This is a genomic window from Stutzerimonas stutzeri KOS6 (assembly GCF_000307775.2).
Taxonomy (GTDB): domain Bacteria; phylum Pseudomonadota; class Gammaproteobacteria; order Pseudomonadales; family Pseudomonadaceae; genus Stutzerimonas; species Stutzerimonas stutzeri_B.
The window spans coordinates 547820-571491 of sequence record NZ_KK020675.1 but is presented as its reverse complement, the minus strand read 5'-3'; the positions used below and the strand labels follow the sequence as shown (position 1 = coordinate 571491).

The following is a 23672-nucleotide window of genomic DNA, read 5'->3' as shown; positions in this document are numbered from 1 at the left end:
GTCCGTCCATGCTTACCGTCATTCCCCGTCGCTGGCTGATCCTGCTGGCCGTCATGCTGGCCTTCCTGCCGGTGGTCATCGACATGACCATCCTGCACATCGCCGTGCCCTCGCTGACCCTCGCGCTCGGCGCCTCGGCCACCGAGGTGCTGTGGATCATCGACATCTACCCGTTGCTGATGGCAGGCCTGCTGGTGCCGATGGGCACCCTGGCCGACCGCATCGGCAACCGCCGCGTGCTGCTCACCGGCCTGGTGGTGTTCGGCATCGCCTCACTGCTGGCAGCCTTCGCGCCGACCCCCGCGCTGCTCATCGCTGCACGGGTGCTGCTGGCGCTCGGCGGCTCGATGATCATGCCGTGCGTGCTGGGCATCATCCGCCGCACCTTCGAGGACGAAGACGAGCGCGCCATGGCCCTGGGCCTGTGGGGCATGGTCGGTGCGGCCGGCGCCGCGCTTGGGCCGCTGATCGGCGGGGCGCTGCTGGAGCACTTCTGGTGGGGCTCGGCCTTCCTGATCAACGTGCCGATCATGCTGGTGGTCGCGCCGCTGGTGTTCCTCCTGCTGCCGCGCACGGAGCAAACCACGCCCGGTACCTGGGCGCTGGGCCAGGTCCTGTTGCTGATCGCCGGCATGCTGATGACGGTTTACGGCATCAAGGCTGCTTTCGGCGCGACGCAAACCCTGGGCGTGGCACTGTCGGTGATCTTGTTTGGGCTGGGCCTGCTGACCGCCTTCGTGCACCTGCAACTGCATTCGGCGACGCCCATGCTCGACCTGTCGCTGTTCTCGCACCCAGCGATCCTTGCCGGGATGATCATGGCCGTGGTGGCGACCGGTGCCTTGGCCGGGGTCGAACTGACGCTGGCGCAGGAGCTGCAGTACGTGCTGGGCAAGACGCCGCTGCAGGCCGGCATCTTCATGATCCCGATCATGGCCGCCGCAGCCGTCGGTGGGCCGGTGGCCGGCTACTTGTCCAACCTCTGCGGCCTGCGTCTGGTGGCCAGTGCGTCGATGGGGCTGTCTGCCGTGGCCCTGGCCTTCCTGGCCCTGGCCGATTTCCATGAGCCTGGTTTCACGGTCCCGGCGATGTTGGCGCTGCTGGGCCTGACCCTGAGTATCGGCCTGACCGCCTCGTCCATTGCCATCATGGGTTCGGTGGACGCCAGCAGGGGCGCGGCGGCAGGTGCGCTCGAGGCCACCGGCTATGAGCTGGGCACCGGCCTTGGGATCACTCTTTTCGGTGTATTCCTGTCCGATATATTTAGCCACACGATCTCGCTTCCCATGGATCTTGCGAAACCGCTAGCAGAGCGTGCGGAGCGCTCGATTGGCGATAGCTACGTCGTCGCTCACAGTTTGATTGAGCCCCAGGGTGCTGCTCTGATCGAGGCGGCCAAAGACGCTTTTTCGGCGGCGCATGCGATGTTGTTGATGACTTCCTCGGTGATGATCGGAATTCTGGGAATCTTTGTATTCATCATGCTCAGAGGCTACAGGGAGCGTGAAGTTTGATAGCTCTTAAAGTGTGTGGAAATGGAGCAGAACCCCATGTTGGAAATACGCCCACTGCACTCACCGCTGGACAGTAGGCGTCTGCTTTGGGGGCCTGAGTCCTCGTCAAGAAACCTGATCCAGAAGAAGGTGCGGACCCGTTAGTGGTGGCGCGTTTCGTGACCGTTTAGGAGAAAGCAGCCGGCCTACTATCCCCATCCGGCCCCGGCGTGAGCCTCTCCAACCTCGGGCAAGCCCATTCCACAAACGCCCGCACCCTTGGCGACAGCTGCAAGGCGTGCGGGTACACCAGTTGGATCGGCAGGTCCTTCGGTTCGTAATCCCTGAGCACTCTTACCAGACGCCCATCAGCCAGTTCGTCGGCGACCTGATAGTGCATCAGCCGCGTGATGCCCAGGCCCTGTACGCAGGCCAGGCTGGCAGCGCGGATCTGGTTGCAGGTCAGGCGCGGGGTGATTTCTTCGGCTTGTTCCGTCTCGCCCTGGCGGTAGTACCAGTGGCGGCCCTGGGCGGCGAAGAGGATGCAGGCGTGGTCCTTCAGCGCCGCCGGGGTGTCGATGGAGGGGGCGGTGCTCAGGTAGTCCGGGCTGGCGCAGGTGACCAGCCGGGTGCTGCCGATCTGCCGGGCAACCATCGCTGAGTCGGGCAGCTGGCCGATGCGCAGGGCGAGGTCGAGGCGTTCGTCGAGCAGCGGGACGATCTGGTCGCTCAGGTTCAGCTCGACCCGTATATCTGCATGTTCCCCGAGAAATGCGTTCACCAGCGGCGCGACGTAACGCTGGCCGAACTCCACTGGCGCGGTGATGCGCAGCAGGCCGCGGACGGCGCCGTCACTGGCTTCCAGGCGCTGTTCCATGTCGGCGAAGTCCGCCAGCATGCGGCGGCTCCAGGCCAGGTACTCCGTACCCTCGTCGGTCAGGGCCATGCGTCGGGTGGTGCGATTCAGCAGGCGCACGCCGAGGTGGCGTTCCAGTGCGGCCAGCGAGCGTACCACCGATGCCACGGATTGCCCGGTGGCATCGGCGGCCGAGCTCAGGCTGCCGTTGTCGACGATGCGAACGAAGTTGGCCATTGCCTTGAGCTTGTCCATTGCCACCCCTGGATTTGTGCGATTGCTGCATAGATGTTGTCAGGCCCGCGGCATAGGTGAAACCCGCAGGGCGGCTGACACTTCAGGGACCGAGGTCTTCTGGAGTTTCGCACATGAATCAATCAGCCAGTCCCGCTCGAATTCTCGCCTACGACCACATCGGCATTCGTGTCAGCGACCGGCCGCGCGCGATGGCCTTTTACCAGGCGCTGGGCTTCGTCGAGAGCGCGAGCTTTCCGCTGTTCGAGGCCAACGAAATGCTCAGCCCGGATGGCGTGCGCATCAACCTGATCTTCAACGGTGCGCGTGCAGCCGATGCGCATAACGTGCTGCTGGATGCGCCGGTCAAGCGTCCGGGCATGACCCATCCGGCCTTTATCGTCGACGACCTCACGGCCCTCCAGCATTGGCTCGAGGCGCAGGGCATCGTCATCACCGAGGGGCCGCATCCCATCGGCCCGCGGCGGATCGCGCTGTTCATCCGTGACCCGGACGGCAACGTTCTCGAATTCAATCAGCTCATCGAAGGAGGTGCGCAATGAAACTGTATGACCTGGCTCCATCCGGCAATTGCTACAAGGTGCGGCTGTTCGCTGCGCTGGCAAACATCGACCTTGAATTGGTAGCGGTGGATTTCGCCAATGGTGCGCACAAGAAGCCGCCGCTGTCCGAGCTGAACCCGCTGGGGCAGTTGCCGATTCTGGATGATGGCGGCCACATCGTCCGCGACTCGCAAGCCATTCTGGTCTACCTCGCCGGGACCTATGGCGGCCTGGCGTGGTGGCCGGACAATCCGCGCGGGCAGGCGGAGATCGTGCAGTGGCTGTCCTTCACCGCCAACGAGATTCAGCACAGCCTGAATGCGGCGCGGCTGGTACAGAAATTCGGCTATCCGCTGGACAAGGCCGCAGCGCTGGCCAAGGCGCCGGCGGTGCTCAAGTTGCTGGACGATCATCTGCAGCGCCACGACTGGCTGGCGATCGACCGGCCGACCATCGCCGACTGCGCAGCCTACCCCTACGTGGTGCTGGCACCGGAAGGCGATGTGGATCTCACGCCGTACAGCCACGTCGCCCGCTGGATGGAGCGGCTGGAAGCGTTGCCGGGTTATCTGCCCAAGCCCTGACCGGCGCTGAGTCAGCTCCGCTCCTGTCCCCCGGCCTTGAGGAAATCGACGAAGACCCTGAGCGGTGAGGGCTTGGCGTGTCGCGCCCGACGGTGTATCGGCGCATGCGCGTGCTGGGGATCGAAGCGCCGGTATGACCGGCGCCGGGGGGTTACTCGCTGACGGGCTGTTCTGCTGGCGGGTCTTTTTCAGCGGCGATATCGAACGCGATGCTCCAGTTTTGCAGCGGGTAGGGCTGGTGCACCAGCGCCTTGATGTTGGCTTCGGCGGGCATCAGGTCGGGGAGGTATTCGTAGGTGGTGTCGGCGCGCAGTGGTTCGCTGTCGCGTAGCTGGCCGGCGCCGCCGACCTGATAGCTGGCGTAGCTGACGTGGGGCTGACCGGCCAGGTCGCGGCCGGCGCGCAGGCGGACGATGGTGTCGGCGACGATTTCCACGGCGGCGATCGGCACTTCGCCCTGATCGTCGTGGAGCATGAACCCCTTGTTCTTTACATCGCTGGCCCTGTGGCCGATGTAGGGCTGGTCGAATGCCAGGGGCGGGTGCGGAACGTGGAAATCGATCAGCACGTCGCGCCCATCCAGCGTGGCGCGGCGCGGGGACAGCGGTGCCCAGCCCTTTCGTTCGACGACCACGCGGTGGTAGACCTTGCCGAGCATCTGGCCGAACCAGCGGTAGCCGTTCGCCGACAGGTGCACGCCCTTGTCGGTGTACGGATAGACCGGGCCGACCAGGAACCAGCCGGGTTCTTCCCGGGCCAGTTCCCATTGCGCCATGCCCACGGCCAGCGAGCCGTCCTTGACCGAGGATTTGGCGTCGGTCTGGTAGCTGAAGAATGCCGGCATCTTGTCCTGCCCGGCGATGGCCCGGGCGGTGTCGGCGTAGAGGTCATCGCGCAGCTGGCGCAGCCGGGCCTTGTAGTAGGCCTTGTCGTTCCGGCCGCCGTTGGTCTGCGAATAGTCGTACTCGCCCTGCAGCCAGAAGAAGGCGCTGATGCTGTAGCTCGCGCGCTGTGCATTGGCCAGCGCCTTGGCCTGTTCGGCTGCCTGGATCACCCGCTGGTACTCGTTGGTCCCGCCGCTTTTCGACAGTTGGGCAATGGAGCGCCCGGAGGTGGAGGCGTTACTGGCTACGAGCAGGTGATCCGGGTCGGTGTCGCGACCGAGCTGATGCAGATAGAGCCGGCGCGCCATGTTCAGCGCGCCGACTTCCACTGATTCGCCTTCTTCCTGGGCCTGCGGCGGCAGCTCGCCGACCTTTTCCGCATCGAGCAGCACCGCCGCATCGCTCTTCTGTTGCACCACGGCGCGCAGCGGGGTGAAGGCGATCTCGCCGACCGGCTTGAACGCGGCTCCGCTGAAGGCCGCCGAGCGCGGCGAGCGGCCGAGCATCAGGTTGTCGTAGCGCGGCGCGACGGACAGCGCCGGCCAGCCTTCGGCGGCGGAGGCGAGCGACTGGCCGTAGGTGATGATGTGGTTGTAGCGGCTGTCCAGCGCTTGGGTCAGCTCGTTGGGCTCGGCCAGCAGCTCGGCACTCAGGCGCTTGTTCTCGGCATCGCGGGCGGCGAGGTCGCGGTCCGTGATGGCTGCCGGGGCGTGCGCGGCGATGGCCAGCAGCGTTGCGGCCATGGCCGAGCGCAGGAGTGTCGGGGACGGGTGTTCAGGGCGATGGCGAAGCTCGGGCATGAGGTTGTTCCGGGATGGCACTGGATCATCGCGGCTGGCGCAGGTGGGCCGTGGCGAGGGCGGACGCGCTTTCGACGATGGCGATGGACGTAAGTTCGCTGCCGTCACGGGTTGGACGGATTGGCTATGCTGTGGCGCATCCGAGGGCTGGTTGCGCATCGCTGCGCCGCGCAATCGCCGAGGCGTTCCGCTACCAGGAAAGCAACCGGCATATCGGCAAGTTCGGCCTGGATATCTGAAGCCTCGCTCGGCGGCGGCTGCGTTTAGAATGCGCGACCACACCGCCGACGAAGCCCGCCCATGACGCCCGCAACCCTTGCCTACCTCGATCAGCATCTGCAAGACGCCCTGGCCGCCGCGCCCGCCGAGACGCGGCGGCTGTTCCATGGCCGCGGCCGCTGCTATCCGGGGCTCGAACAGCTGACGGTGGACTGGCTGCAGGGGACGCTGCTGGTGGCGCTGTTTCGTGATCCCGACGAGGCGGAACTGGCGGCGCTGCGGCAGATGCTCATGGCACTGACTGCCAGCCCGGCCTGGCAACAGGGCCAGGCACAGCGGCTATTGCTGCAGCATCGCTATCTGCCGGATGCGCCGACCGAGGCTTTGCTGGGGGATGTGCCCACCGAGTGGCAGATCAGCGAGAACGGCCTGCGCTACAAGCTCGATCTCGGGCGCAAGCAGAACAACGGCCTGTTCCTCGACATGCGCTATGGCCGCCGCTGGGTTCAGGAGCATGCGCAGGGCAAGCGGGTGCTCAACCTGTTTGCCTACACCTGCGGCTTTTCGGTGGCGGCGATTGCCGGTGCTGCCGAGCATGTGGTCAACCTGGACATGGCCAGCGCCGCGCTGACCCGCGGGCGGGAGAACCATCGCCTGAACCAGCACGATCTCGGCCGGGTCAGCTTTCTCGGTCACGAGCTGTTCAAGTCATGGGGCAAGGTGCGCAAGCTCGGGCCGTACGACCTGATCATCATCGACCCGCCGTCGTTCCAGAAGGGCAGCTTTGCGCTGACCCGCGACTACCAGAAGATCCTGCGTAAGCTGCCGGAACTGCTGAACGCCGGGGGCCGGGTGCTGGCCTGCGTCAACGACCCGGATGTCGGCTCGGACTTCCTGATCCGCGGCATGGCGGCCGAGGCGCCGCAGCTGCGCTTCGAGCAGCGCCTGGAGAACCCGCCGGAGTTTCCCGACATCCATCCGGAGAGTGGGCTCAAGGCGCTGCTGTTCGTCGCGGCGGATTAGCGCTCAGCGCCGGCTTCCAATTCCTCGATCAGCGACTTCATCTCGGCGATCTCCCGTCGCTGCGCCTCGATGATGCTGTCGGCCAGCTCGCGAACTCGCGGGTCGCGGATATCCGCCCGTTCACTGGTGAGGATGGCAATGGAGTGGTGAGGGATCATCGCCTTCATCCACGACACCTGGTCCACTGTCGCCTGGCTGCGCACCAGCCACAGCGACACCGCGAAGACCAGCGCACTACCGGCAAAAATGGCGATGTTCAGGCCGCGCCTGGGATACATCTTCAGCATGAACGCTAGCATGACGATCGCCATGCTCGCGCCCATCACCAGAGCCATGTAGGCGCGCGTTTCGCTGAACAGGACATGCTCGAGCGCGAAGACGTTCAGGTACATCAGGCCGAACATCACCAGTGTCGAGGTGGCGATCATGGCGCTGAATTTCGCGTAGGGCTGCATGGCTTGTTCCTCTTGCGGTGTCGGGCGGGGCGGCAGCGGGCATCTCAACCGGGCAAGACCACTGCCCTCGTGCGGCGCTCTGCTCTTCAGGTGTGGCGACTTCGATCAGCCTCAGCCGCACAGCCGGCTGTGCGGCGTGCCCCTCAGCGATTTGCCCGCTCGGCGCAGTTGGGTTCGACGGTGAAGGTGCGCGCCGAGTCCACGGGGCCCAGCTTTTCCAGCGTGCGCCGGCCGAGCAGGACCGGATAGTTCATATCGTCCCGGTCGTTGAGCGAGAACTCTTCCTCGAGCAGGCGATCGCCGATGCAGATTTTCATCAGCACGACTGGCCGGTCTTCGGTACCGCCGGCGCCGCGGACGGTCAGCTCGCGTTGCAGCTTGCGTTCGATCCGCGACTTGACCAGCTTGTCTCGTTCGATGTCCTTGAGGTCGAGGTCGAAGCGCACCCATTCGTCGCCATCCTTCTTGAAATGGTCGACATCTTCGGCATGGATGGACGAGGTCAGCGCGCCGGTATCGAGCTTGAACTTCACCGTGACTTCCTCGGGCAGCACCATGCCTCGCTCCACCCAGCCGAGCGGGGTGCCGTCGGCGGCGAGCGAAGGCAGGGTCTGCAGCGACAGCAACAGTGCGGCCGGTATGGCCAGTATTCGGGACGGTTTCAAGGGCGGCTCCTGGGCAATGGCTTCGCTCAATAGAGCGAAATCTGCCGCGGACGTTCAGCCTGCCCTGGTTTCGCCAGCGCTGGCGGCCGTGGCCTTGCCGGCCTGGGCCGCTTCGCGCTCGGCGATCTGCTCGCTCAGCGCCCGGACGAAGGCGTCCACCGCCACGGGCAGGTAACGCGAGCTGCGCACGTAGACGCCCAGGTCGCTGAATACCGAGCCGCCGTCGTTCAGCGGTACATGCACGAGTGTGCCGCTGGCCAGTTCTGCCTCGATGCCGATGCGCGTCTGGAACGCGACGCCGGCCCCCCGCTTGGCCATCTGCAATGCCAGCTCCACGGAGCTGGTTTCCAGCGGCGCCTTGTGCCGTGGACGGGTACGCGCCAGCAGGGGGGCCAACAGGTGGTGGATCGAAAGATCGCTCTTGGCCAGGATCAGCGGGTATTCGGCGCAGGTGGCAAAGCTCACGTCGGATCGCGCGGCGAGCGGATGGTCCGGATGCACGATGGCACCCAGGCGGAAATGGCCGACGCCCAGTTGTTGCAGGTCGGCGGTGCGCGGAAGTGCGAAGGCCAGGCCGATGTCCGCCTGGCCACTGGTCACCGCCTCGGGAATGGCCTGCGAGCCGAGGCTGGTGACGCCGACGGTGACCCTCGGATAGCGCTCGCGCAGCTGTTCCAGGACGCCCGGAAGCAGGTCGGTGGTGACGCCCGAGACCGTGGCGATCTCCACATGGCCGGTACGCAGGCCCTGCAGCGCGTCCAGCTCGGAGCGCACCCGTTCGGCATCCTGCAGCACGACGATGACGTGGCGCGCGAAGATCTCGCCGGCTGCGGTCAGTCGCAGCCCTCCCGGCAGGCGCTCGAACAGCGGTGTACCGACTTCGTCCTCGAGCTTGAGGATTTGCCGGTTCACCGCCGAGGAGGCGACATTGAGGCGCCGTGAAGCCTCGCGTATGGATTGGCAGCGGCGCACCATGTCGAAGTAATGAATCGCCGGGGAATGGATGCGCAGCCTGCGGGACACGGTTGATCAGCTCTCCGGCGCGGGCGGCGGGTTCAGCCCGCAGCCCTTGAGGATGATGCGGATCAGGTTGTCGCTGGCATTGGCATAATCCGCGCGGGTCATGCGCTTGCCGTTGATGCGGCGGATCTGGTCGGAGAAGTCGGCGTAATGCTGGGTGCTGCTCCAGATCAGGAAGATCAGGTGCATGGGGTCCACCGGGTCCATCTTGCCGGCGGCGATCCAGGCGTCGAACACCGCGGCGCGGCCACGGAACCAGTTGCGGTAGTCCTGGTTGAAGTGCTCGGACAGGCATTCACAGCCGCTGATGACTTCCATCGCGAAGATTTTCGACGCCTGTGGGTGACGTCGCGAGAATTCCATCTTGATGCGAATGTAGTCGGCCAGTGCGGTGGTCGGGTCGTCATCGACGGTGAGGTCGTCGAAGGCGGTGTCCCAGAGCTCGAGGATGTGCCGCATGACCTCGACGTACAGCCCCAGTTTGCTGTTGAAGTAGTAATGCACGTTGGCCTTGGGCAATCCGGCGCGGGTGGCGATGGCGTTCATGCTGGTGCCCTTGAAGCCATAGCGGGCGAATTCCTCCGCTGCCGCGGCGAGGATGGCTTCCTCGTTCTTCTGGCGGATGCGGCCGGCAGGTTTGCCTTGTGCGGTATACAGCGGTGGCGGCGCGTTGTTCTTGTCCATGTTCCCTTGTCCGAAGAGCGCGGTGGCGTCTGTACGCCACCGCATTGGCTCAGGCCCGATGCGTGCTGGCGACGATGGCGGGCTCGGTCCGTTCGCGCGGCAGCAACAGGTCCAGCAGGATCGCCGTCAGGCCGCCGCAGGTGATGGCCGAGTCGAACAGATTCTGCACGAGTTTCGGCATCTGATGCAGCAGTTCCGGTTGCGCCGCGATACCCAGGCCGACGCCCAGCGAGGCGGCGATGATCAGCATGTTGCGCCGGTCCAGTTGCACCTGCGCGAGCATGCGGATGCCGGCGGCGGCGACGCTGCCGAACATGATCAGGGTGGCACCGCCGAGTACCGGCTTGGGAATCTGCTGCAGGATCGCGCCGAGCAGCGGGAACAGGCCGAGGACGAACAGCAGGGCGCCGATGTACAGGCCGACGTAGCGGCTGGCCACGCCGGTCATCTGGATCACGCCGTTGTTCTGCGCGAAGGTGGTGTTGGGAAAGGCATTGAAGGTCGCGGCGATCAGGCAGCTGACGCCATCACCGAGGATGCCGCCACGCAGTCGCTGCACGTAGCTCGGCCCTTCGATGGGCTTGCGCGAGAGCATGCAGTTGGCGGTCAGGTCGCCGACCGTCTCGATGGTGCTGATCAGGTAGATCAGCGCCACCGGCACGAAGGCCGTCCAGTCGAAGGCGAAACCGTACTTGAAGGGCTGCGGGATGCTGACCAGCGGCAGGTCCGGCAGCGGCTGCGGGACCAGCTTGCCGCTGAACCAGGCGGCCAGGCTGCCGACCGCCAGGCCGACGATGATCGCCGAGAGTCGTACCCAGGGCTGTTGCGAGCGGTTGAGCAGCAGTATCAGCAGGAACACCAGCGCACCGAGGGCGAGGTTGCCCGGCGCGCCGAAGTCCTTGGCGTTGAAGCCGCCGCCGATATCGGTGATGCCGACCTTGATCAGGCTGACGCCGATCAGGGTAATGACGATGCCGGTCACCAGCGGCGTGATGACCTTGCGCAACTGGCCGATGAAACGGCTGAGCACGATCTGCACGAAGGCACCGAAGAAGCACACGCCGAAGATCATCGCCAGGATGTCCTCGGGGCTACCGCCGCGACTCTTCACCAGCAGGCCGGCCGAGAGCACGGCGCCGAGGAAGGCGAAGCTGGTGCCCTGCAGGCAGATCATGCCGGCGCCGATGCCCAGCGGCCGGCGGGCCTGGATGAAAGTGCCGACGCCGGAAACCATCAGCGCCATGCTGATCAGGTAGGGCAGGTGCTCGGCCAGGCCCAGCACAGCGCCGATCACCAGTGGCGGGGTGATGATGCCGACGAAGCTGGCAAGGATGTGTTGCAGGGCGGCGAACACGGCGGCGGTCGGTGCCGGACGGTCGTCCAGGCCGTAGATCAACTCGGAATCGGCGTTTTCTTGCATGGCAGGAATCTCAAGCGAACGAAAGAAAAAGCAGGCTTCAGCACCTGATGCCGTTGACTGATTCCGACGTCCAGCCCGCAAGCTGGATGCCGGCGGATTAAGGAGCGGGCCGCACCCGCGATCGCGCGCACGGTGCGCTCCTACAGTGCTTTCGGTGTTTATCTGAACGCTATCGGGCTTTGCGCCTGTCTGGTTTTCAGCTACTGCAAGAAGCTGACCAGTCGCTTAGGTTTTGCCCGCTTGAGGATGGTCGCGAACGGCCTCGGGCCAGCGCCTGCCGGGGCCTGCACGGGCTTGACGCGTTTTCCTTTCAGGTAATGCGTGGGAGCTGAACGGCGCCGTGAATCAGCGGCGAGGCGCTTGCTCGCACCAAGATGGTCCGGCTGGTTCACCGTTGCCCGTTTTTGTTGCGTCGTAGCAGCCTGGCCAGCGATCCGCGCCCACTTGCATACCGCGAGCTGGCCGTGGCGCTTTTCACGCCAAAGAGTCTATGAGGAGGTGTTCTTTTTATGAAAACGCCTGACGGTCGTTGTTGCGCAACGACCGTCAGGAAAATGGGAGCGTGTAGCGTTACGCGGCCGCCCGGCAAGGCCGGGCGGCATTGGCATCAGAAGTGGGCCTTGACGATGAAGTTGGTGACGTTGTTGTCCGTGTTGAAGCCGTCGGAGTCCTCGATCCCATACTTGTTCGACCAGTAGTCGTATTCGATACCGACATAGAGCTTGCCTGGGGTGTAGTCCAGCGCCTTGCCCAGGTCGTATTTGACCTGCGGGTTGAAGTGGAAATTCTTGGCCAGGTAGTCGCCTTTGGACTTGGAGCCGGCGTCGTTGACGACCCAGTCGATATAGCCGTCGAAGAGGATGTCGGACTTGCCCACCGGGAAGGTCATCGCCCAGGCCGGGGTGATCTGCCACTGGCCGCCCGGCTTGCCGGTGATGCCGTCAGGCTTGCGGTAATAGGTGTTCAGGGAGAAGCGGTCGAAACCGGGGATGGCGAGGTCTACGGCTGGGCCGAACAGGTAGTTGCGGTTGCGTCCTTCGCCTCGTTCGTAGGTCGTCGAAATCAGGATGTCCTTGACCGGTCCGAAGGACAGGTCGGCACCACTGATCTTGCCCAGCGACAGGCGCGGGCTGAATTCGCCGTAGTAGGTGTGGCCATCGCTGCCGGAAATGCCGTTGTACCACTTGTTATCGACGAACATGAACATGTCGCCCCAGGTCCAGCCGCTGGCGTGTTCGAAGGTAATGGTCTGCTGAATATCGCCTTCCTTGCCACCGGCAGAATCCACGGCGAAATTCTTGCCGTACAGATAGGTCAGGCTGTTGTTCTGCCAGAGCATCGGGCTTGCCATGGCTTGGCTGCTGAGGATGAACCCTGCCGCTAGGGCTGCGGTGGTGAGGCTGCGTTTCATTGGCGGTTTACTCCGTATTGGCATGTTGGTGAGCTTGTAAGTTGTCCAAGCGGTCAGGCTTTTGTCCTTTAGCAAGCTCCGCGCCAATTCGGTAATGCAGCTGTAGTTTGACGTTAACTGATTGATATATATCGTAATTATTTTTTAGGTGCAGCGGGCGGTGATCACCGTGCGCGCGCTCTGAGACCTTGAATATGTTCGCGTGACCTGACCGAAGTGTCAGATTGCTTCAGTTTGGGGCGTAGTTCATGGCTGATGGCCAGGTTTTCGACCGAAACGGTGCGCCCATTGGTGAATGGGTAGCGGGTACCCAAGCGTGGAGAACGGAAACACGACCGCCGGCGCGAGGCCGGCAGTCGGTGTGGCGTGGAGCACTCAGTGCTGGGTGACGAGGGCGGTGTTGTTCCAGCCGTTCTGATTGACGTACGCCGCGTTGCCGTAACCGGCCTGGCTGGCGATGGCGTCGTTGCCGAAGCCCTGCTGTGTCACTTGGGCTACTTGATCGGCTCCGCCTTGGCTCAGCGTGACGTCGTTCAGCGTACCGTTCTGGCTCACGGTGGCCAGGTTGTCATGGCCGTTCTGATCGATTTCGCTGGCGTTGGCCCAGCCGTAGCTGACGCCTACGATTTCGTTGTCGGCGCCGTTCTGCGTCGCGCTCAACTCGTTGCCGGTGCCATCCTGACGGAAGTGCAGGTCGTTGCCGCGGCCCTGCTGGTCCACGGAGGCGACGTTGCCGGCGCCTTCCTGGAGGGTCTTGGCGGTCTGGTTGCGGCCGTGCTGATAGACATCGGCTTCGTTGTGGAAGCCGGACTGTTCGGTGGTGGCAGTGTTGTTGCCGCCGAACAGGCTGTTGCTCTGCTCGATATTGGAGTCGTTGCCATGGCCCTGCTGCAGGACGAAGGCGTTCTGTGCGTTGCCGCTCTGGCTCACGTCCACCTTGTTCTGCGTGCCATCGGAAAGAACGTACGCTTCGTGCTGGATGCCGGTCTGCGAAACCATGGCGTCGTTGCTCCAGCCAATCTGCTCGACTTCGGCAATGGAGCCGCTGCTGGCGAGCTGGGTGACGTGGCTGTCGTTGTCGACGCCTTGCTGGTCGATGGTCGCCCGGTCGCCGGCACTGAAGGACTGGGCGATGCTGGCGTTGTTCAGGTCGCCATCCTGGGTCACCACGGCCTGGCTGCCGTACGCAGCGCTCTGGTTGACCAGGCCATAGTTGTGCTGGCCCTTCTGGTTGGTGACGGCGTTGCTCATGGTCACGCCGGTCTGGAAGGTTTCGGCGACGTTGTGGCTGCCGTTCTGGTTCTGCACCGCGCCGGTCTTGTAGGTTCCGGACTGCTCGACAAGTGCATCGTTGCCCCAGCCGCGCTGGTTCTGCGTCGAGACGCTCATCAGCGTACTGCTCTGGCGGGATTCGGCATCGTTGAAGTTGCCGGCCTGCGTCTGCTTGGCAGTCGTGTCCTGCGCGCTGCTCTGCTCGGCCATCGCGTCGTTGGCGTAGCCGCTCTGGCTCTGCGTGGCCAGGTTGCCCGCACCGCCGCTTTGCAGCACTTCCGCAACGTTGTTGATGCCCAGTTGGTCCTGCTCAGAGGTGTTATCGGCAGCGAAGGCCTGGGCAGTGGCGACGGTCAGAATGGCTGCTACAAGAGGTTTGAACTTAAACATTTTGTCTCTCCATGGATGTTTTAAGTACAGCGGTATTTCCTTGGGGTTAGCGGTACTGGCGAACCACTACCGTCAGACCTTGGCCGCTCTGGCTGACACTGCTGGTGTGCCCGCTGCCGGTCTGTTCGATGAGGGCGCTATTGCTCACGCCCTGTTGTGCGATGGCGGCGCGGTTGTCCGAGCCGAACTGGTCGATGCGCGCGTCGTTGCCGAAGCCGTTCTGGCTGATCAGCGCCGCGTTGCCGAGGCCGATCTGCTCGATCGCGGCGTCATTGGCGTAGCCGCTCTGAATGATGTACGCCTCCAGTTCGGCGCCCGTCTGCCCGATGCGTCCGCTCATGTCCTGGCCGTTCTGCTGGACGATCGCCAGCGAAGCTTGCGTGCTGATGTCGGTTTGGCCCGGGCTGGTGAAATCCGCGTTGACGCGGGCGAATTCGCTGGGCGCGAGGTCAATCGGGGTGTGGGGCTCGGCTTGGCTGGTCGATGCCAGCAATAGCAGAACAGCAGGTATCAGCAGATCGTGTGCAATCCGTTGCGAGCGTCTCATGGCATCCAGTCCTGATTGGGCTCCGATGTGGACATACTTGCCCTGAATCGAGGCGGCGACCATCCATCCAATGATTGAAAATGCTGCGATTCGGTGCATATCGAGCGCCGAAAAACGCCTTTATGGGCGTACTGTGTCTTTCATGAAGCACGCCGGGGACGAGCTTCCGGGCAACGCGGGTGCGTCGCCAGGAAGCTTGTCCCCGGGAGCGATGGAGGCCGTCGGCGTTGCGCCGATGGGCTATCTCAGTCGAGCTTGCTCAGATACTTGCTCAGCGCCGGGTGCTCGCTGCCGCTGCCTTCGGCGGTTTGCCACAACCGCCGATCGACACCCTGGGCGACGAGGTGGGCGACTGCGGCCTCGATCGCCGAGAGTACGCAAAGCTGCGCTGGCTCGTTGGTGGTGTAGCCTGCCTCGGCCTCCAGCAGTTCCTTGAACTCGATGAACTTGTAGACGTTGGCGCTGCGCCCGACGGAGAAGATCGTCTTGGTGGTCATCACGTTCGACAGCACCCGACCGCTGCGCACATCGATGGCCCGCAGGTTCACCGTGACCTGATCGACGCGGTACTCCTGCGACAGGCCGATGCCGAGGTAGCGTGCGCCCTGGCCACCGCTGCGCACATTGGTTTCATAGGCGACGATGGCGCCTTCCATGATGATGTTCGCGGCCAGCAGCGAAGGCAGCTCGGACTGGATGTTGGGTGCCACGTCCGGCTTGGCCTGCGAGGCGCGGATGATCTTGCGCTCGGTCAGCACGTTCTGCAGGCCTTCGCGTTCGAGGACCACGAACCAGCCGCTGGCCTGCATGGCATCGACCAGCATGCTCGCAGCACCCTGCGTCACTGCGGTGGAGAACGAACTGGCCGGGGTTGGCTTGTATTGACCGGTCTGGTCGCGGAACCCGTACACCGCAGCCACCAATGGGCCTTTCGGGCGCGGTAGCGCCAGCAGGTCCTGGTAGGTCGAGGTGCGGGGAGTGAGGGTAGGGGGTTGTTGATCGGCAGACATGGGCTCGCGCACGGCGCAACCCTGCAATACAGCCATCATCCCTATGGCTACGAATAGGCTTCTCATGGCCTTTGTTTCTCCTTGGGGGGTCAGTTCTGCCCGATGATGATTTCGGACATTTCTCCGGTGAGTCGGTCGGTGATTTCCACGATCAGCATGCCGGCGTCGCCGTTGTAGACGCGTACGATGAAGTCGTCGGTGGTTACCATGCCGGGTTCGCCATTGCTGGCATCGGTCAGCAGGTCATTCAGCAGGCGCGACTCCAGCTGGCTGGTGAAGCGGTCGAGCGCAGACTGGTTCTCCAGTAACGACGCGCGATCCAGCGCGTCGGGGTCCTTCTTGCTGTTCTGCGCCTGGGCGTTGCCCAGCAGCCAGGCTCCGTTGAGCGGACTGCCACCGAAGGATGGGTTGACCGGTGTGTACACCAGTTCCGTGGCGCTGGCGGCAGCGCAGAGCAGCAGGCTGCCGAGCAGCGTGCCGAGCGATGTGTAGGTGTGCTGTTTCATAGTTCGTCCTTGGCCATGTCAATGTTGTCTTCGAACAGCGCTTCGATCTTTCGCCGATTGATCTCCTGCACCACGAAGTCGGCTGCCTCGTAGGCGGTCTCCTTCATGTCGGCGACGTTGGGCTGAAGGAACCGGCGATACAGCGGCTGGTTTTCATGCTCCACCCATACCAGAACCCCCCAGCGAGCCGAAGGGCGTTCCTTGATCGCGAGGTTGAAATCCAGCTGGCTGATGTCATTCAGCCGCTCGCAGAACCTCACGTAGAACTCGTGACCGGAGCGGGAAATCGTGTTGTCGGTAATGAATCCCTGCAGCTCGGCTTCATCGGCATGGACCGTCAGGCCCAGCAGCAGAAGAAGCAGTGCGCTGCGGCGTTTCACGATACCGCCTCGCCGACATGGGCCAGCACCAGCGAGGCGCCCTGCGCGCGATTGCTGGCACCGAGCTTGCGCAAGGCGTTGTGCACGTGGCTCTTGATGGTATGGATGCTCAGGTGCAGTTTTTCCCCGATGGCGGCATTGGACAGGCCCTGGCCGGCGAGCGCGAGAATCTGTTTCTCGCGCAGGGTCAGTTCGTCGATGAACTGGTTGGCGTTGCTGAGTTGCCGATACCGGCACAACAGCTTTTCCATCAGTTCCCTGGGCAGCCAGTCGGCCCCGGCAAGCATGGTCTGGATGCCGCGTACGAAGATGCTGCGAGGTGTCGCACGGTAGAAAACGCCGCGGATCCAGGGGTGGGTTTCGATCAGCTGGCGGGCCTGATCCGGCTGGGCATTGATCAGCGCCACCGGAACGTCGCCGAATTGCCGGAGCAGCCGAAGACACTCGTCGCGCTCATAGCTGGCCACGTCGAGCAACATCAGCGAAACGTCGGAGTGATCCCCGATCGGCGTACGTGAGTGGTGCAGGATACAGTTGGCGCTGTCCTGCAGATGCAGGCGTAGCGCGCCATCGAGGAGTTCACTGGTTGAAAGGAGGAGTACGCTGGAATGGCCGGGCTGAAAGGCCGGCACGGCATCGTCTTTCATTCGCATGTCCTTTGCTGAATGTGGATGGAGATCCCTGTTGGCGCTCACTTTGTGGCGCGCATCTCAAAATAGTTCAGCTTTGCGACAAAAAAAAGTCGCGAATATAGATTTGTGCCGGTTTGCCGACGAAATGCCATCAGGGGCGGTACTGGCGGATGGCGTGCATTGCTCATACAGTTCATCCGGTGCTCGTCCCGGACGCTGCCTGGCACATCAAAAATGGAGGTCTGCAATGGGTGATCCAGTCTTCTGGCTGGTGTTCTTTTCTGCGGCTCTGGCACTGAATCTTTCGCCAGGGCCGGATCTGCTCTATGTGATTTCACGCACCCTCAGCGGTGGTCGTCGCATCGGGATCGTTTCGGCCTGTGGCGTATGCAGCGGGGCACTGGTGCATGTGGCGTTCGCCGCCCTGGGGATTTCCGCGATCCTTGCCACCTCGGCGCTGGCTTTCATGGCGGTCAAGTACGCGGGCGCGGCCTACCTGCTGTACCTGGGCTTCCAGGCGCTCAGGTCCGGTAGCGCTACGTCGCTCGAGCTGCGCGCCGGACCCCGTGCTTCGGCCTGGAAAGCCTATCGCCAGGGTGTGCTGGTGGACGTGCTGAATCCGAAGGCGGCGATCTTCTTCATGGCCTTCCTGCCGCAGTTCGTCCGCCCTGAGCACGGCGCCGTGCCGCTGCAGCTGCTGGGGCTCGGCATGCTGGTGGTGCTGGTGGCGATCATCGTCGAGTGCACCCTGGTGCTGCTGGCCGCGCGCGCCACCACGGCGCTACGCAACAATCCTGGCTTGAGTCAGTGGATCGATCGCGCGCTGGGGTCGATTCTCATTGGACTGGGCATTCGCCTGGGCTTGAGCGAACGCCTCTGATGGGGAATTGATCGGCCGCGGACGGCTCTCAACAGGGGAGGGCCGACAATCGGCCACCCATGATGGAGCTGCGTATGTCACAGCAGAGCAAGAACACCACTTCCACCCTGATCCCCTGCCTGCGCTATCGCGATGTGGCGACCGCCATCGACTGGCTGTGCCAGGCCTTCGGCTTCGAGTGCCTGCGGCTGTATCGGGACGAGCAGGGTGGCATCGCCCATGCGCAACTCGGCTTCGGCAGCGGCATGCTGATGATCGCGCCGGTGACCGACTCCGAGTATGGCCGTCAGCTGCGCCAGCCGAACGAAATCGGTGGCCTGTCGACCCAGGGCATCTATGTGATCGTCAACAGTGCCGATGCCTTGTATGCGCAGGCCAAGGCTGCCGGGGCGCAAATCGTCGTCGAGCTCAAGGATGAGGATTACGGTGGTCGCGGTTTCAGCTGCCGTGACCCGCAGGGGCATCTGTGGAGCTTCGGCACCTACGATCCCTGGGCGGACGAGGCCGCAGGCAGCGTGGCGCAGGCCTGACACGCTGTACCGACCACCGGAGGGAATGATCGGTGTGCCGTCGCTGTCAGCTTAGCTACGACAGCTATCTGCGGAGCAACGAGCATGAACCCTGGAAATCTCGACGCTGCACTGGTGGTCCTGACCGGCGCTTCCAGCGGTATCGGCCGCGCTGCGGCCCATGCCTTCGCGCGTCAGGGCGCCCGGCTGGTGCTGGCCGCGCGCGATGCCGAGGCCCTGGCGGAATCGGCTGACGAGTGCCGGGCGCTGGGAGCTGAAGTGCTGGTGGTGCCCACCGACGTCACTCATGGCGACGAGGTAGAGGCATTGGCCAGCGCGGCGGCTGAGTTCGGTCAGGGGCGGATAGACGTCTGGATCAACAATGCCGGAATCGGTGCGGTGGGCGCATTCGACGAGACGCCGCTGGATGCCCACGAGCAGGTGGTGCAGACCGATCTGCTCGGTTATCTGCGTGGCGCGCATGCGGTATTGCCGTATTTCAAGCAGCAACAGCGCGGTGTCCTGATCAATACGCTGTCCGTCGGCAGCTGGGTTCCGCAGCCCTTCGCGGTGGCCTATTCGGCGAGCAAGTTCGGCCTGCGCGGCTTGTCCCAGGCGCTGCGCGGCGAGTTGGGGGCCTGGCCCGGCATTCACATCTGCGATGTCTATCCGGGCGTCGTCGATACCCCTGGCTTTCGCGATGGCGCCAACTATGCCGGCCGCTCGCTGCAGCCGCCGCCACCGTTGCTCGATCCGCGGCAGGTGGCTGATGCCATGGTCAGCCTGGCGCTGCATCCTCGGCATACCACCTCGGTCGGCGCGACCGCGACATTGCTGCGCCTGGCGCATTTCCTCACGCCGGGCTTCGATCGGATCAACGGGCTGTTGATGCGGTTCGCCCTCGGCCGGGCGCGGCGAGTGCCGACCTCGTCGGGCAACCTCTTTCATCCTGCCCTCGGCCAGCGACGTATAGACGGCGGCTGGCGAACCGAGCCGGCTGTCGACCGGCGCTGGTTGCTGATCGGCGGCGTCGCAGCCGGGCTCGTCGGGGTGTGCCTGTGCCTGGCGCGGCGGCGCTGAGACGGATCAGCGGGCCTTGGACGCGGCGCTGACCCCTTCGAGCGTGGCGAAGGAGGTGTCCTTGGCGGTCAGCAGGAAGTCGCGCATGAACGGCGAGTCGAGCATGTCGGCGCGAATGCCGGCATAGAGCGTGGCGAACAGGCCCTTGTCGCCGAGGCGTCTGGCGGTGACGTAGCCGCGAGAGCTGTATTCGTGCAGGGCCCAGTTTGGCAGGCAGCAGACGCCGCGGCCCGAGGCCACCAGCTGCATCATCATCACTGTGAGCTCCGAGGTGCGTACCTGGGCGGGTTCGATGTCGGCCGGTTCGAGAAAGCGCGTGAAGATATCCAGGCGATCATGCTCGACGGGGTAGGTGATCAGTGTCTCGTTCGCCAGGTCCTCGGGACGAATGTATGGCCGCGCCGCCAGCGGATGCTGATTGGCCACGGCCAGTAGCGCTTCGTAGGTGAACAGCGGCACGTAGGTGATGCCCGGAAGCTCCAGCGGATCGGAGGTGACTACCAGGTCCAGATCGCCACGCGCCAGCGCCGGCAGCGGGGCGAAGGAAAATCCCGATGCCAGATCGAGCTCCACTTCCGGCCAGGCATCGCGGAACTGATCGATGGTCGGCATCAGCCACTGGAAGCAGCTGTGGCATTCGATGGCCATGTGCAGCCGCCCGGCCGTGCCTCCGGCCAGTCGCGCCAGGTCGCGCTCGGCGCTGCGCAACTGCGGCAGCATCACATCGGCGAGCTGCAGCAGGCGCAGGCCGGCACTGGTGAAACGCACCGGCCGCGTCTTGCGCACGAACAGCTGCAGGCCGAGACGCTCTTCCAGTTCCTTGAACTGGTGGGACAACGCCGACTGGGTCAGATGGAGGCGCTCGGCGGCTTCGACGAGGCTGTCGGTTTCCCTGAGCGCATGAAGCGTCTTCAGGTGGCGAAGTTCGAGCATGCCGGATTACCTTGCAGGGCGGAGCGTTGCGACCGTTCGGGCAAAGGTCGCTTCACTCCGGAAGTGAGCAGATATGAGCATGGCTCATCCACCCGCAAGTGTGTCGCAGCGTCTCCATGCTGTCGAGAGGCCGCTATCGCTGCTGGCGAGGCAGGTTCACGACCACAGCCGAGAAACCATGAAGGCCAGCCCGAAGAAGAACAGCAATGCGACGAGGACCATGGCCCCGTCGCGAGCCATCATGCCCAGGCCCAGAACGCTCAGCCCCGCCCCGGCGATGGAGTTGCCGAACGGAATCAGCTCCAGTGGCGGCATCGTTGCGGCAATTGCCAGGCACAGCAGGGCATTCAGGCGAGTCGCCGGGCCACTGGTGAGGAAGGTCAGGCGCCGGCGCAGCAAGCGGTCGACGAAGCCCGCGATGTGCTGGAGGAACGCGATGGCCTTGTCGTACTTGCTGCGCGAAGCGCTGCGCCTGAGCAGCCACTGCGGAAGCCAGAAGCGCTCCCGTCCCAGCAATAACTGAACGGCGATCAACGAAACCATGACCGCCAGCACGCTGGGCAGACCGGGAATGCCGGACAAGGGCGAGAGTACCAGCAAGCCCGGTATCAGCAGCAGGGCACCGAAGCTGCGCTCGTCCGTGGCCTGCAGCATGCACTCGATGGTCACCGGCTGGTCGGCTTCGCCGGCCCGTTCGAGGCGCTCCAGCAGATTTTCGAGATTTTGCGGGGGTTGCTCGGAATTCATGGTCGTGTCTTGCCGGAAGGATTCCTGGTTTAGAGCGCGGGTGGCGACAAATGCTTCAACATGAATTTTTCTTTCTTTGAAATGCAATGTCTTGAGTTTGTTTCATGGCTGGCGGAGGCGGACAATCCCCCCATTCATGCAAGACGGCATTCGGAGTGAGTAATGGCTTTAGCGCACAACCTCGGGTTTCCACGCATCGGCGCGGATCGCGAACTGAAGAAGGCCCTCGAGGCGTACTGGAAAGGAGAGCTGGACGAGCAGGGGCTGCATCAGGTTGGCCGCCAGTTGCGGGCGCAGCACTGGCGGCTCCAGGCCGAGGCCGGAATCGAGTTGCTGCCGGTGGGTGACTTTGCCTGGTATGACCAGGTACTGACACATTCGCTGATGTTCGGCGTGGTCCCGCAGCGTTTCCGTCCGGCCGACGGCCAGCCGGCCATGGAGACCCTGTTCGCCATGGCCCGCGGCGTGGCGAGCAATTGCTGCGCAGGCTCACAGGCGCAGGAGATGACCAAGTGGTTCGATACCAACTATCACTACCTGGTCCCGGAGTTCACAGTGGACCAGCAGTTCAGCCTGTCCTGGACCCAGCTTTTCGAGGAAGTCGAGGAGGCGCGGGCGTTGGGTCATGCTGTCAAACCGGTACTGATCGGGCCGCTGACCTATCTCTGGCTGGGCAAGCTCAAGGGCCAGGCCGAGGGTTTCGACAAACTGGAGTTGCTCGAGCGACTGTTGCCGGTGTACGGCGAGGTGCTCGAGCGGCTCGCCGCGCAGGGCGTCGAGTGGCTGCAGATCGACGAGCCGATCCTCGCGCTGGATCTGCCGCAGGACTGGAAGAATGCCTTCGAGCGTGCCTACAACCTGCTGCAGCGCGCGCCGCTGAAGAAGCTGGTCGCCACCTATTTCGGCGGCCTCGAGGACAACCTCGGCCTGGCCGCGGCGCTGCCGGTGGATGGCCTGCACATCGATCTGGTACGTGCGCCGGAGCAGTACCCGCTGATCCTCGACTGGTTGCCGACCTACAAGGTGCTGTCGCTGGGCCTGGTCAACGGACGCAACGTCTGGCGCTGTGATCTGGACAAGGCACTGGAGGTGGTGCGGCATGCCGCCGAGCGGCTGGGCGATCGTCTCTGGCTGGCGCCGTCCTGCTCGCTGCTGCACAGCCCGGTCGACCTCGAGCGCGAGGACAAGCTGGATGAGGAACTGAAGAGCTGGCTGGCTTTCGCCGTGCAGAAGTGCGCCGAAGTCGCCACGCTCGCCCGCGCCATCGACGATCCGCAGAACCCCGATGTGCAGGCCGCACTTGCCCGTAGCCGGACAATACAGGCTGCGCGCGAGCGCTCGCCGCGCATTCACAAGCCACAGGTCCGGGCGCGTCTTGGGGCCATCGGCCCCGGCGACAGCCAGCGGACGTCGCCCTTTGCCACGCGTATCGAGTTGCAACGTGCACGACTGCAACTGCCGTCATTCCCCACCACGACCATCGGCTCCTTCCCGCAGACGCCGGCGATCCGCCTCGCGCGGCAGGCCTTCAGGCAGGGCAGGTTGTCGCTTGGCGACTATACCGAGGCGATGCACGCCGAAGTCCGCCATGCCGTCGCCGTACAGGAACAGATTGGCCTGGACGTACTGGTGCATGGTGAGGCGGAACGCAACGATATGGTCGAGTACTTCGCCGAGCAGCTCGACGGTTATGCCTTCACCCGCTTCGGCTGGGTGCAGAGCTACGGCTCGCGCTGCGTCAAGCCGGCGATCATCTATGGCGACCTGAGCCGACCGCAGCCGATGACCGTCGACTGGATTCGTTACGCCCAGCAGCAGACCGACCGGCTGATGAAGGGCATGCTCACCGGCCCGGTGACCATGCTGATGTGGTCGTTCGCCCGCGAAGACGTGTCGCGTGAAGTGCAGGCGCGGCAGTTGGCGCTGGCGATCCGCGATGAGGTATGCGACCTGGAAGCCGCCGGTATCCGCATCATCCAGATCGACGAAGCGGCCTTTCGTGAAGGCCTGCCACTGCGCCGTGCCCGGTGGCAGCATTATCTGGATTGGGCGGTCGAGGCATTTCGCCTGTGCGCCAGCGGCGTGCGCGACGAAACCCAGATCCACACCCACATGTGCTACAGCGAGTTCAACGACGTCATCGAATCCATCGCCGCCATGGATGCCGACGTCATCACCATCGAGACCTCGCGTTCGCAGATGGAACTGCTCGAAGCGTTTCGCGCGTTCGACTATCCGAACGACATCGGGCCCGGGGTGTACGACATCCACTCGCCGCGCGTGCCGGATACCAACGAGATGGTGCAGTTGCTGGAAAAGGCCGCCGAATGCATCCCGGCCGAGCGACTCTGGGTCAACCCGGACTGCGGCCTGAAGACTCGCGCTTGGCCGGAAACCGAGGCTGCGCTGGTGAACATGGTGGCTGCGGCCCGGCAATTGCGCGCGGCCCGCAATACCGGGGTGGCCTGACGCCGT

General features: G+C 64.1%; 25 protein-coding genes. 9 read left to right on the top strand and 16 right to left on the bottom strand.

The genetic code is table 11. The features are described from left to right. Positions 1-8: 8 nt before the first annotated feature. On the top strand, positions 9-1514 hold the full coding sequence (locus B597_RS26675) for an MFS transporter (RefSeq protein WP_003292759.1): 1506 nt from the start codon (positions 9-11) through the stop codon (positions 1512-1514). Positions 1515-1680: 166 nt separating this feature from the next. On the opposite strand, the gene B597_RS26670 is transcribed toward B597_RS26675, so the two are convergent. After that, the gene (locus B597_RS26670; RefSeq protein ID WP_003292760.1) at positions 1681-2604 is read right to left on the bottom strand and encodes a LysR family transcriptional regulator; all 924 of its coding nucleotides are present in this window, start codon (positions 2602-2604) and stop codon (positions 1681-1683) included. 113 nt (positions 2605-2717) lie between these two features. Here B597_RS26670 and B597_RS26665 point away from each other — a divergent pair, with 113 nt between their 5' ends. Both B597_RS26665 and B597_RS26660 read left to right on the top strand, forming a co-directional pair. Then, the gene (locus tag B597_RS26665; RefSeq protein ID WP_003292761.1) at positions 2718-3146 is read left to right on the top strand and encodes a VOC family protein; all 429 of its coding nucleotides are present in this window, start codon (positions 2718-2720) and stop codon (positions 3144-3146) included. Next, complete coding sequence (locus B597_RS26660; RefSeq protein ID WP_003292762.1) at positions 3143-3730, top strand: glutathione S-transferase family protein; 588 nt, start codon at positions 3143-3145, stop codon at positions 3728-3730. The genes B597_RS26665 and B597_RS26660 overlap by 4 nt, the downstream gene beginning before the upstream one ends. Positions 3731-3881: 151 nt before the next feature. On the opposite strand, the gene B597_RS26655 is transcribed toward B597_RS26660, so the two are convergent. Further along, the gene (locus B597_RS26655; protein WP_003292763.1) at positions 3882-5414 is read right to left on the bottom strand and encodes a sialate O-acetylesterase; all 1533 of its coding nucleotides are present in this window, start codon (positions 5412-5414) and stop codon (positions 3882-3884) included. Between the two features lie 14 nt (positions 5415-5428). Here B597_RS26655 and B597_RS26650 point away from each other — a divergent pair, with 14 nt between their 5' ends. Together B597_RS26650 and B597_RS26645 are read left to right on the top strand one after the other, a co-directional pair. Then, positions 5429-5653 carry a hypothetical protein gene (locus B597_RS26650; RefSeq protein WP_003292764.1) on the top strand — a complete coding sequence of 75 codons (225 nt, stop codon included), beginning with the start codon at positions 5429-5431 and terminating at the stop codon, positions 5651-5653. Positions 5654-5714: 61 nt separating this feature from the next. Beyond that, positions 5715-6656, top strand: coding sequence for a class I SAM-dependent methyltransferase (locus tag B597_RS26645; protein WP_003292765.1), 942 nt, complete (start codon positions 5715-5717; stop codon positions 6654-6656). Here B597_RS26645 and B597_RS26640 read toward each other — a convergent pair. From B597_RS26640 to B597_RS26585, 12 genes are all read right to left on the bottom strand, one after another. Continuing rightward, entirely contained in the window at positions 6653-7111 is a 459-nt protein-coding gene (locus B597_RS26640) for a DUF305 domain-containing protein (RefSeq protein ID WP_024161653.1), read from the bottom strand. The two genes, B597_RS26645 and B597_RS26640, sit on opposite strands and share 4 nt — an antisense overlap. Positions 7112-7254: 143 nt before the next feature. After that, positions 7255-7776, bottom strand: a complete 522-nt coding sequence (locus B597_RS26635) for a retropepsin-like aspartic peptidase RloA3 (RefSeq protein WP_003292768.1) — start codon at positions 7774-7776, stop codon at positions 7255-7257. Positions 7777-7830: 54 nt separating this feature from the next. Further along, positions 7831-8799, bottom strand: coding sequence for a LysR family transcriptional regulator (locus B597_RS26630; protein WP_003292769.1), 969 nt, complete (start codon positions 8797-8799; stop codon positions 7831-7833). Positions 8800-8805: 6 nt separating this feature from the next. Further along, positions 8806-9480, bottom strand: a complete 675-nt coding sequence (locus tag B597_RS26625) for a TetR/AcrR family transcriptional regulator (protein WP_003292770.1) — start codon at positions 9478-9480, stop codon at positions 8806-8808. A 49-nt stretch (positions 9481-9529) separates the two neighbouring features. Continuing rightward, positions 9530-10900, bottom strand: a complete 1371-nt coding sequence (locus B597_RS26620; protein ID WP_003292771.1) for a uracil-xanthine permease family protein — start codon at positions 10898-10900, stop codon at positions 9530-9532. A gap of 607 nt (positions 10901-11507) precedes the next feature. After that, positions 11508-12311, bottom strand: coding sequence for an outer membrane protein OmpK (locus tag B597_RS26615; protein ID WP_003292772.1), 804 nt, complete (start codon positions 12309-12311; stop codon positions 11508-11510). 375 nt (positions 12312-12686) lie between these two features. Continuing rightward, positions 12687-13973, bottom strand: a complete 1287-nt coding sequence (locus B597_RS26610; RefSeq protein WP_003292773.1) for a PPE repeat-containing protein — start codon at positions 13971-13973, stop codon at positions 12687-12689. Between the two features lie 46 nt (positions 13974-14019). Beyond that, on the bottom strand, positions 14020-14520 hold the full coding sequence (locus tag B597_RS26605) for a curli fiber surface-exposed nucleator CsgB (protein ID WP_003292774.1): 501 nt from the start codon (positions 14518-14520) through the stop codon (positions 14020-14022). Between the two features lie 245 nt (positions 14521-14765). Further along, positions 14766-15596, bottom strand: coding sequence for a CsgG/HfaB family protein (locus B597_RS26600; protein ID WP_024161651.1), 831 nt, complete (start codon positions 15594-15596; stop codon positions 14766-14768). Between the two features lie 23 nt (positions 15597-15619). Beyond that, positions 15620-16036, bottom strand: a complete 417-nt coding sequence (locus tag B597_RS26595) for a curli assembly protein CsgF (RefSeq protein ID WP_003292776.1) — start codon at positions 16034-16036, stop codon at positions 15620-15622. After that, positions 16033-16416: a curli production assembly/transport protein CsgE gene (csgE, locus tag B597_RS26590; protein ID WP_003292777.1), complete on the bottom strand. Its 384-nt coding sequence runs from the start codon at positions 16414-16416 to the stop codon at positions 16033-16035. The genes B597_RS26595 and csgE overlap by 4 nt, the downstream gene beginning before the upstream one ends. Then, a complete protein-coding gene (locus B597_RS26585) occupies positions 16413-17063 on the bottom strand; it encodes a response regulator transcription factor (protein WP_003292778.1) in 651 nt (216 codons plus the stop codon). Before B597_RS26585 ends, csgE begins: the two co-directional genes overlap by 4 nt. Positions 17064-17295: 232 nt before the next feature. Here B597_RS26585 and B597_RS26580 point away from each other — a divergent pair, with 232 nt between their 5' ends. The 3 genes from B597_RS26580 to B597_RS26570 all read left to right on the top strand — a co-directional run bounded on the left by B597_RS26580 (position 17296) and on the right by B597_RS26570 (position 19517). Continuing rightward, positions 17296-17928: a LysE family translocator gene (locus B597_RS26580; RefSeq protein ID WP_003292779.1), complete on the top strand. Its 633-nt coding sequence runs from the start codon at positions 17296-17298 to the stop codon at positions 17926-17928. Between the two features lie 74 nt (positions 17929-18002). Next, positions 18003-18458 (top strand): VOC family protein, encoded by a 456-nt coding sequence (locus B597_RS26575; RefSeq protein WP_024161650.1) that lies wholly within the window; start codon positions 18003-18005, stop codon positions 18456-18458. 84 nt (positions 18459-18542) lie between these two features. Then, positions 18543-19517 carry an SDR family oxidoreductase gene (locus tag B597_RS26570; protein ID WP_003292781.1) on the top strand — a complete coding sequence of 325 codons (975 nt, stop codon included), beginning with the start codon at positions 18543-18545 and terminating at the stop codon, positions 19515-19517. A 6-nt stretch (positions 19518-19523) separates the two neighbouring features. On the opposite strand, the gene metR is transcribed toward B597_RS26570, so the two are convergent. Both metR and B597_RS26560 read right to left on the bottom strand, forming a co-directional pair. Beyond that, positions 19524-20450, bottom strand: coding sequence for a transcriptional regulator MetR (gene metR, locus B597_RS26565; RefSeq protein ID WP_003292782.1), 927 nt, complete (start codon positions 20448-20450; stop codon positions 19524-19526). Positions 20451-20606: 156 nt separating this feature from the next. After that, positions 20607-21197, bottom strand: coding sequence for an exopolysaccharide biosynthesis protein (locus tag B597_RS26560; RefSeq protein ID WP_003292783.1), 591 nt, complete (start codon positions 21195-21197; stop codon positions 20607-20609). Between the two features lie 162 nt (positions 21198-21359). On the opposite strand from B597_RS26560, the gene metE reads away from it, so the two are divergent. Continuing rightward, positions 21360-23666 carry a 5-methyltetrahydropteroyltriglutamate--homocysteine S-methyltransferase gene (gene metE, locus B597_RS26555; RefSeq protein ID WP_003292784.1) on the top strand — a complete coding sequence of 769 codons (2307 nt, stop codon included), beginning with the start codon at positions 21360-21362 and terminating at the stop codon, positions 23664-23666. Positions 23667-23672 lie beyond the last annotated feature (6 nt).

What these genes read in the sequence shown, in the direction of transcription:
- B597_RS26675 (WP_003292759.1), top strand. Translation starts at nt 9, where the DNA reads ATGCTTACCGTCATTCCCCGTCGCTGGCTGATCCTGCTGGCCGTCATG.
- B597_RS26670 (WP_003292760.1), bottom strand. Translation starts at nt 2,604, where the DNA reads ATGGACAAGCTCAAGGCAATGGCCAACTTCGTTCGCATCGTCGACAAC.
- B597_RS26665 (WP_003292761.1), top strand. Translation starts at nt 2,718, where the DNA reads ATGAATCAATCAGCCAGTCCCGCTCGAATTCTCGCCTACGACCACATC.
- B597_RS26660 (WP_003292762.1), top strand. Translation starts at nt 3,143, where the DNA reads ATGAAACTGTATGACCTGGCTCCATCCGGCAATTGCTACAAGGTGCGG.
- B597_RS26655 (WP_003292763.1), bottom strand. Translation starts at nt 5,414, where the DNA reads ATGCCCGAGCTTCGCCATCGCCCTGAACACCCGTCCCCGACACTCCTG.
- B597_RS26650 (WP_003292764.1), top strand. Translation starts at nt 5,429, where the DNA reads ATGGCACTGGATCATCGCGGCTGGCGCAGGTGGGCCGTGGCGAGGGCG.
- B597_RS26645 (WP_003292765.1), top strand. Translation starts at nt 5,715, where the DNA reads ATGACGCCCGCAACCCTTGCCTACCTCGATCAGCATCTGCAAGACGCC.
- B597_RS26640 (WP_024161653.1), bottom strand. Translation starts at nt 7,111, where the DNA reads ATGCAGCCCTACGCGAAATTCAGCGCCATGATCGCCACCTCGACACTG.
- B597_RS26625 (WP_003292770.1), bottom strand. Translation starts at nt 9,480, where the DNA reads ATGGACAAGAACAACGCGCCGCCACCGCTGTATACCGCACAAGGCAAA.
- B597_RS26620 (WP_003292771.1), bottom strand. Translation starts at nt 10,900, where the DNA reads ATGCAAGAAAACGCCGATTCCGAGTTGATCTACGGCCTGGACGACCGT.
- B597_RS26615 (WP_003292772.1), bottom strand. Translation starts at nt 12,311, where the DNA reads ATGAAACGCAGCCTCACCACCGCAGCCCTAGCGGCAGGGTTCATCCTC.
- B597_RS26610 (WP_003292773.1), bottom strand. Translation starts at nt 13,973, where the DNA reads ATGTTTAAGTTCAAACCTCTTGTAGCAGCCATTCTGACCGTCGCCACT.
- B597_RS26605 (WP_003292774.1), bottom strand. Translation starts at nt 14,520, where the DNA reads ATGAGACGCTCGCAACGGATTGCACACGATCTGCTGATACCTGCTGTT.
- B597_RS26600 (WP_024161651.1), bottom strand. Translation starts at nt 15,596, where the DNA reads ATGAGAAGCCTATTCGTAGCCATAGGGATGATGGCTGTATTGCAGGGT.
- B597_RS26595 (WP_003292776.1), bottom strand. Translation starts at nt 16,036, where the DNA reads ATGAAACAGCACACCTACACATCGCTCGGCACGCTGCTCGGCAGCCTG.
- B597_RS26585 (WP_003292778.1), bottom strand. Translation starts at nt 17,063, where the DNA reads ATGAAAGACGATGCCGTGCCGGCCTTTCAGCCCGGCCATTCCAGCGTA.
- B597_RS26580 (WP_003292779.1), top strand. Translation starts at nt 17,296, where the DNA reads ATGGGTGATCCAGTCTTCTGGCTGGTGTTCTTTTCTGCGGCTCTGGCA.
- B597_RS26575 (WP_024161650.1), top strand. Translation starts at nt 18,003, where the DNA reads ATGTCACAGCAGAGCAAGAACACCACTTCCACCCTGATCCCCTGCCTG.
- B597_RS26570 (WP_003292781.1), top strand. Translation starts at nt 18,543, where the DNA reads ATGAACCCTGGAAATCTCGACGCTGCACTGGTGGTCCTGACCGGCGCT.
- metR (WP_003292782.1), bottom strand. Translation starts at nt 20,450, where the DNA reads ATGCTCGAACTTCGCCACCTGAAGACGCTTCATGCGCTCAGGGAAACC.
- B597_RS26560 (WP_003292783.1), bottom strand. Translation starts at nt 21,197, where the DNA reads ATGAATTCCGAGCAACCCCCGCAAAATCTCGAAAATCTGCTGGAGCGC.
- metE (WP_003292784.1), top strand. Translation starts at nt 21,360, where the DNA reads ATGGCTTTAGCGCACAACCTCGGGTTTCCACGCATCGGCGCGGATCGC.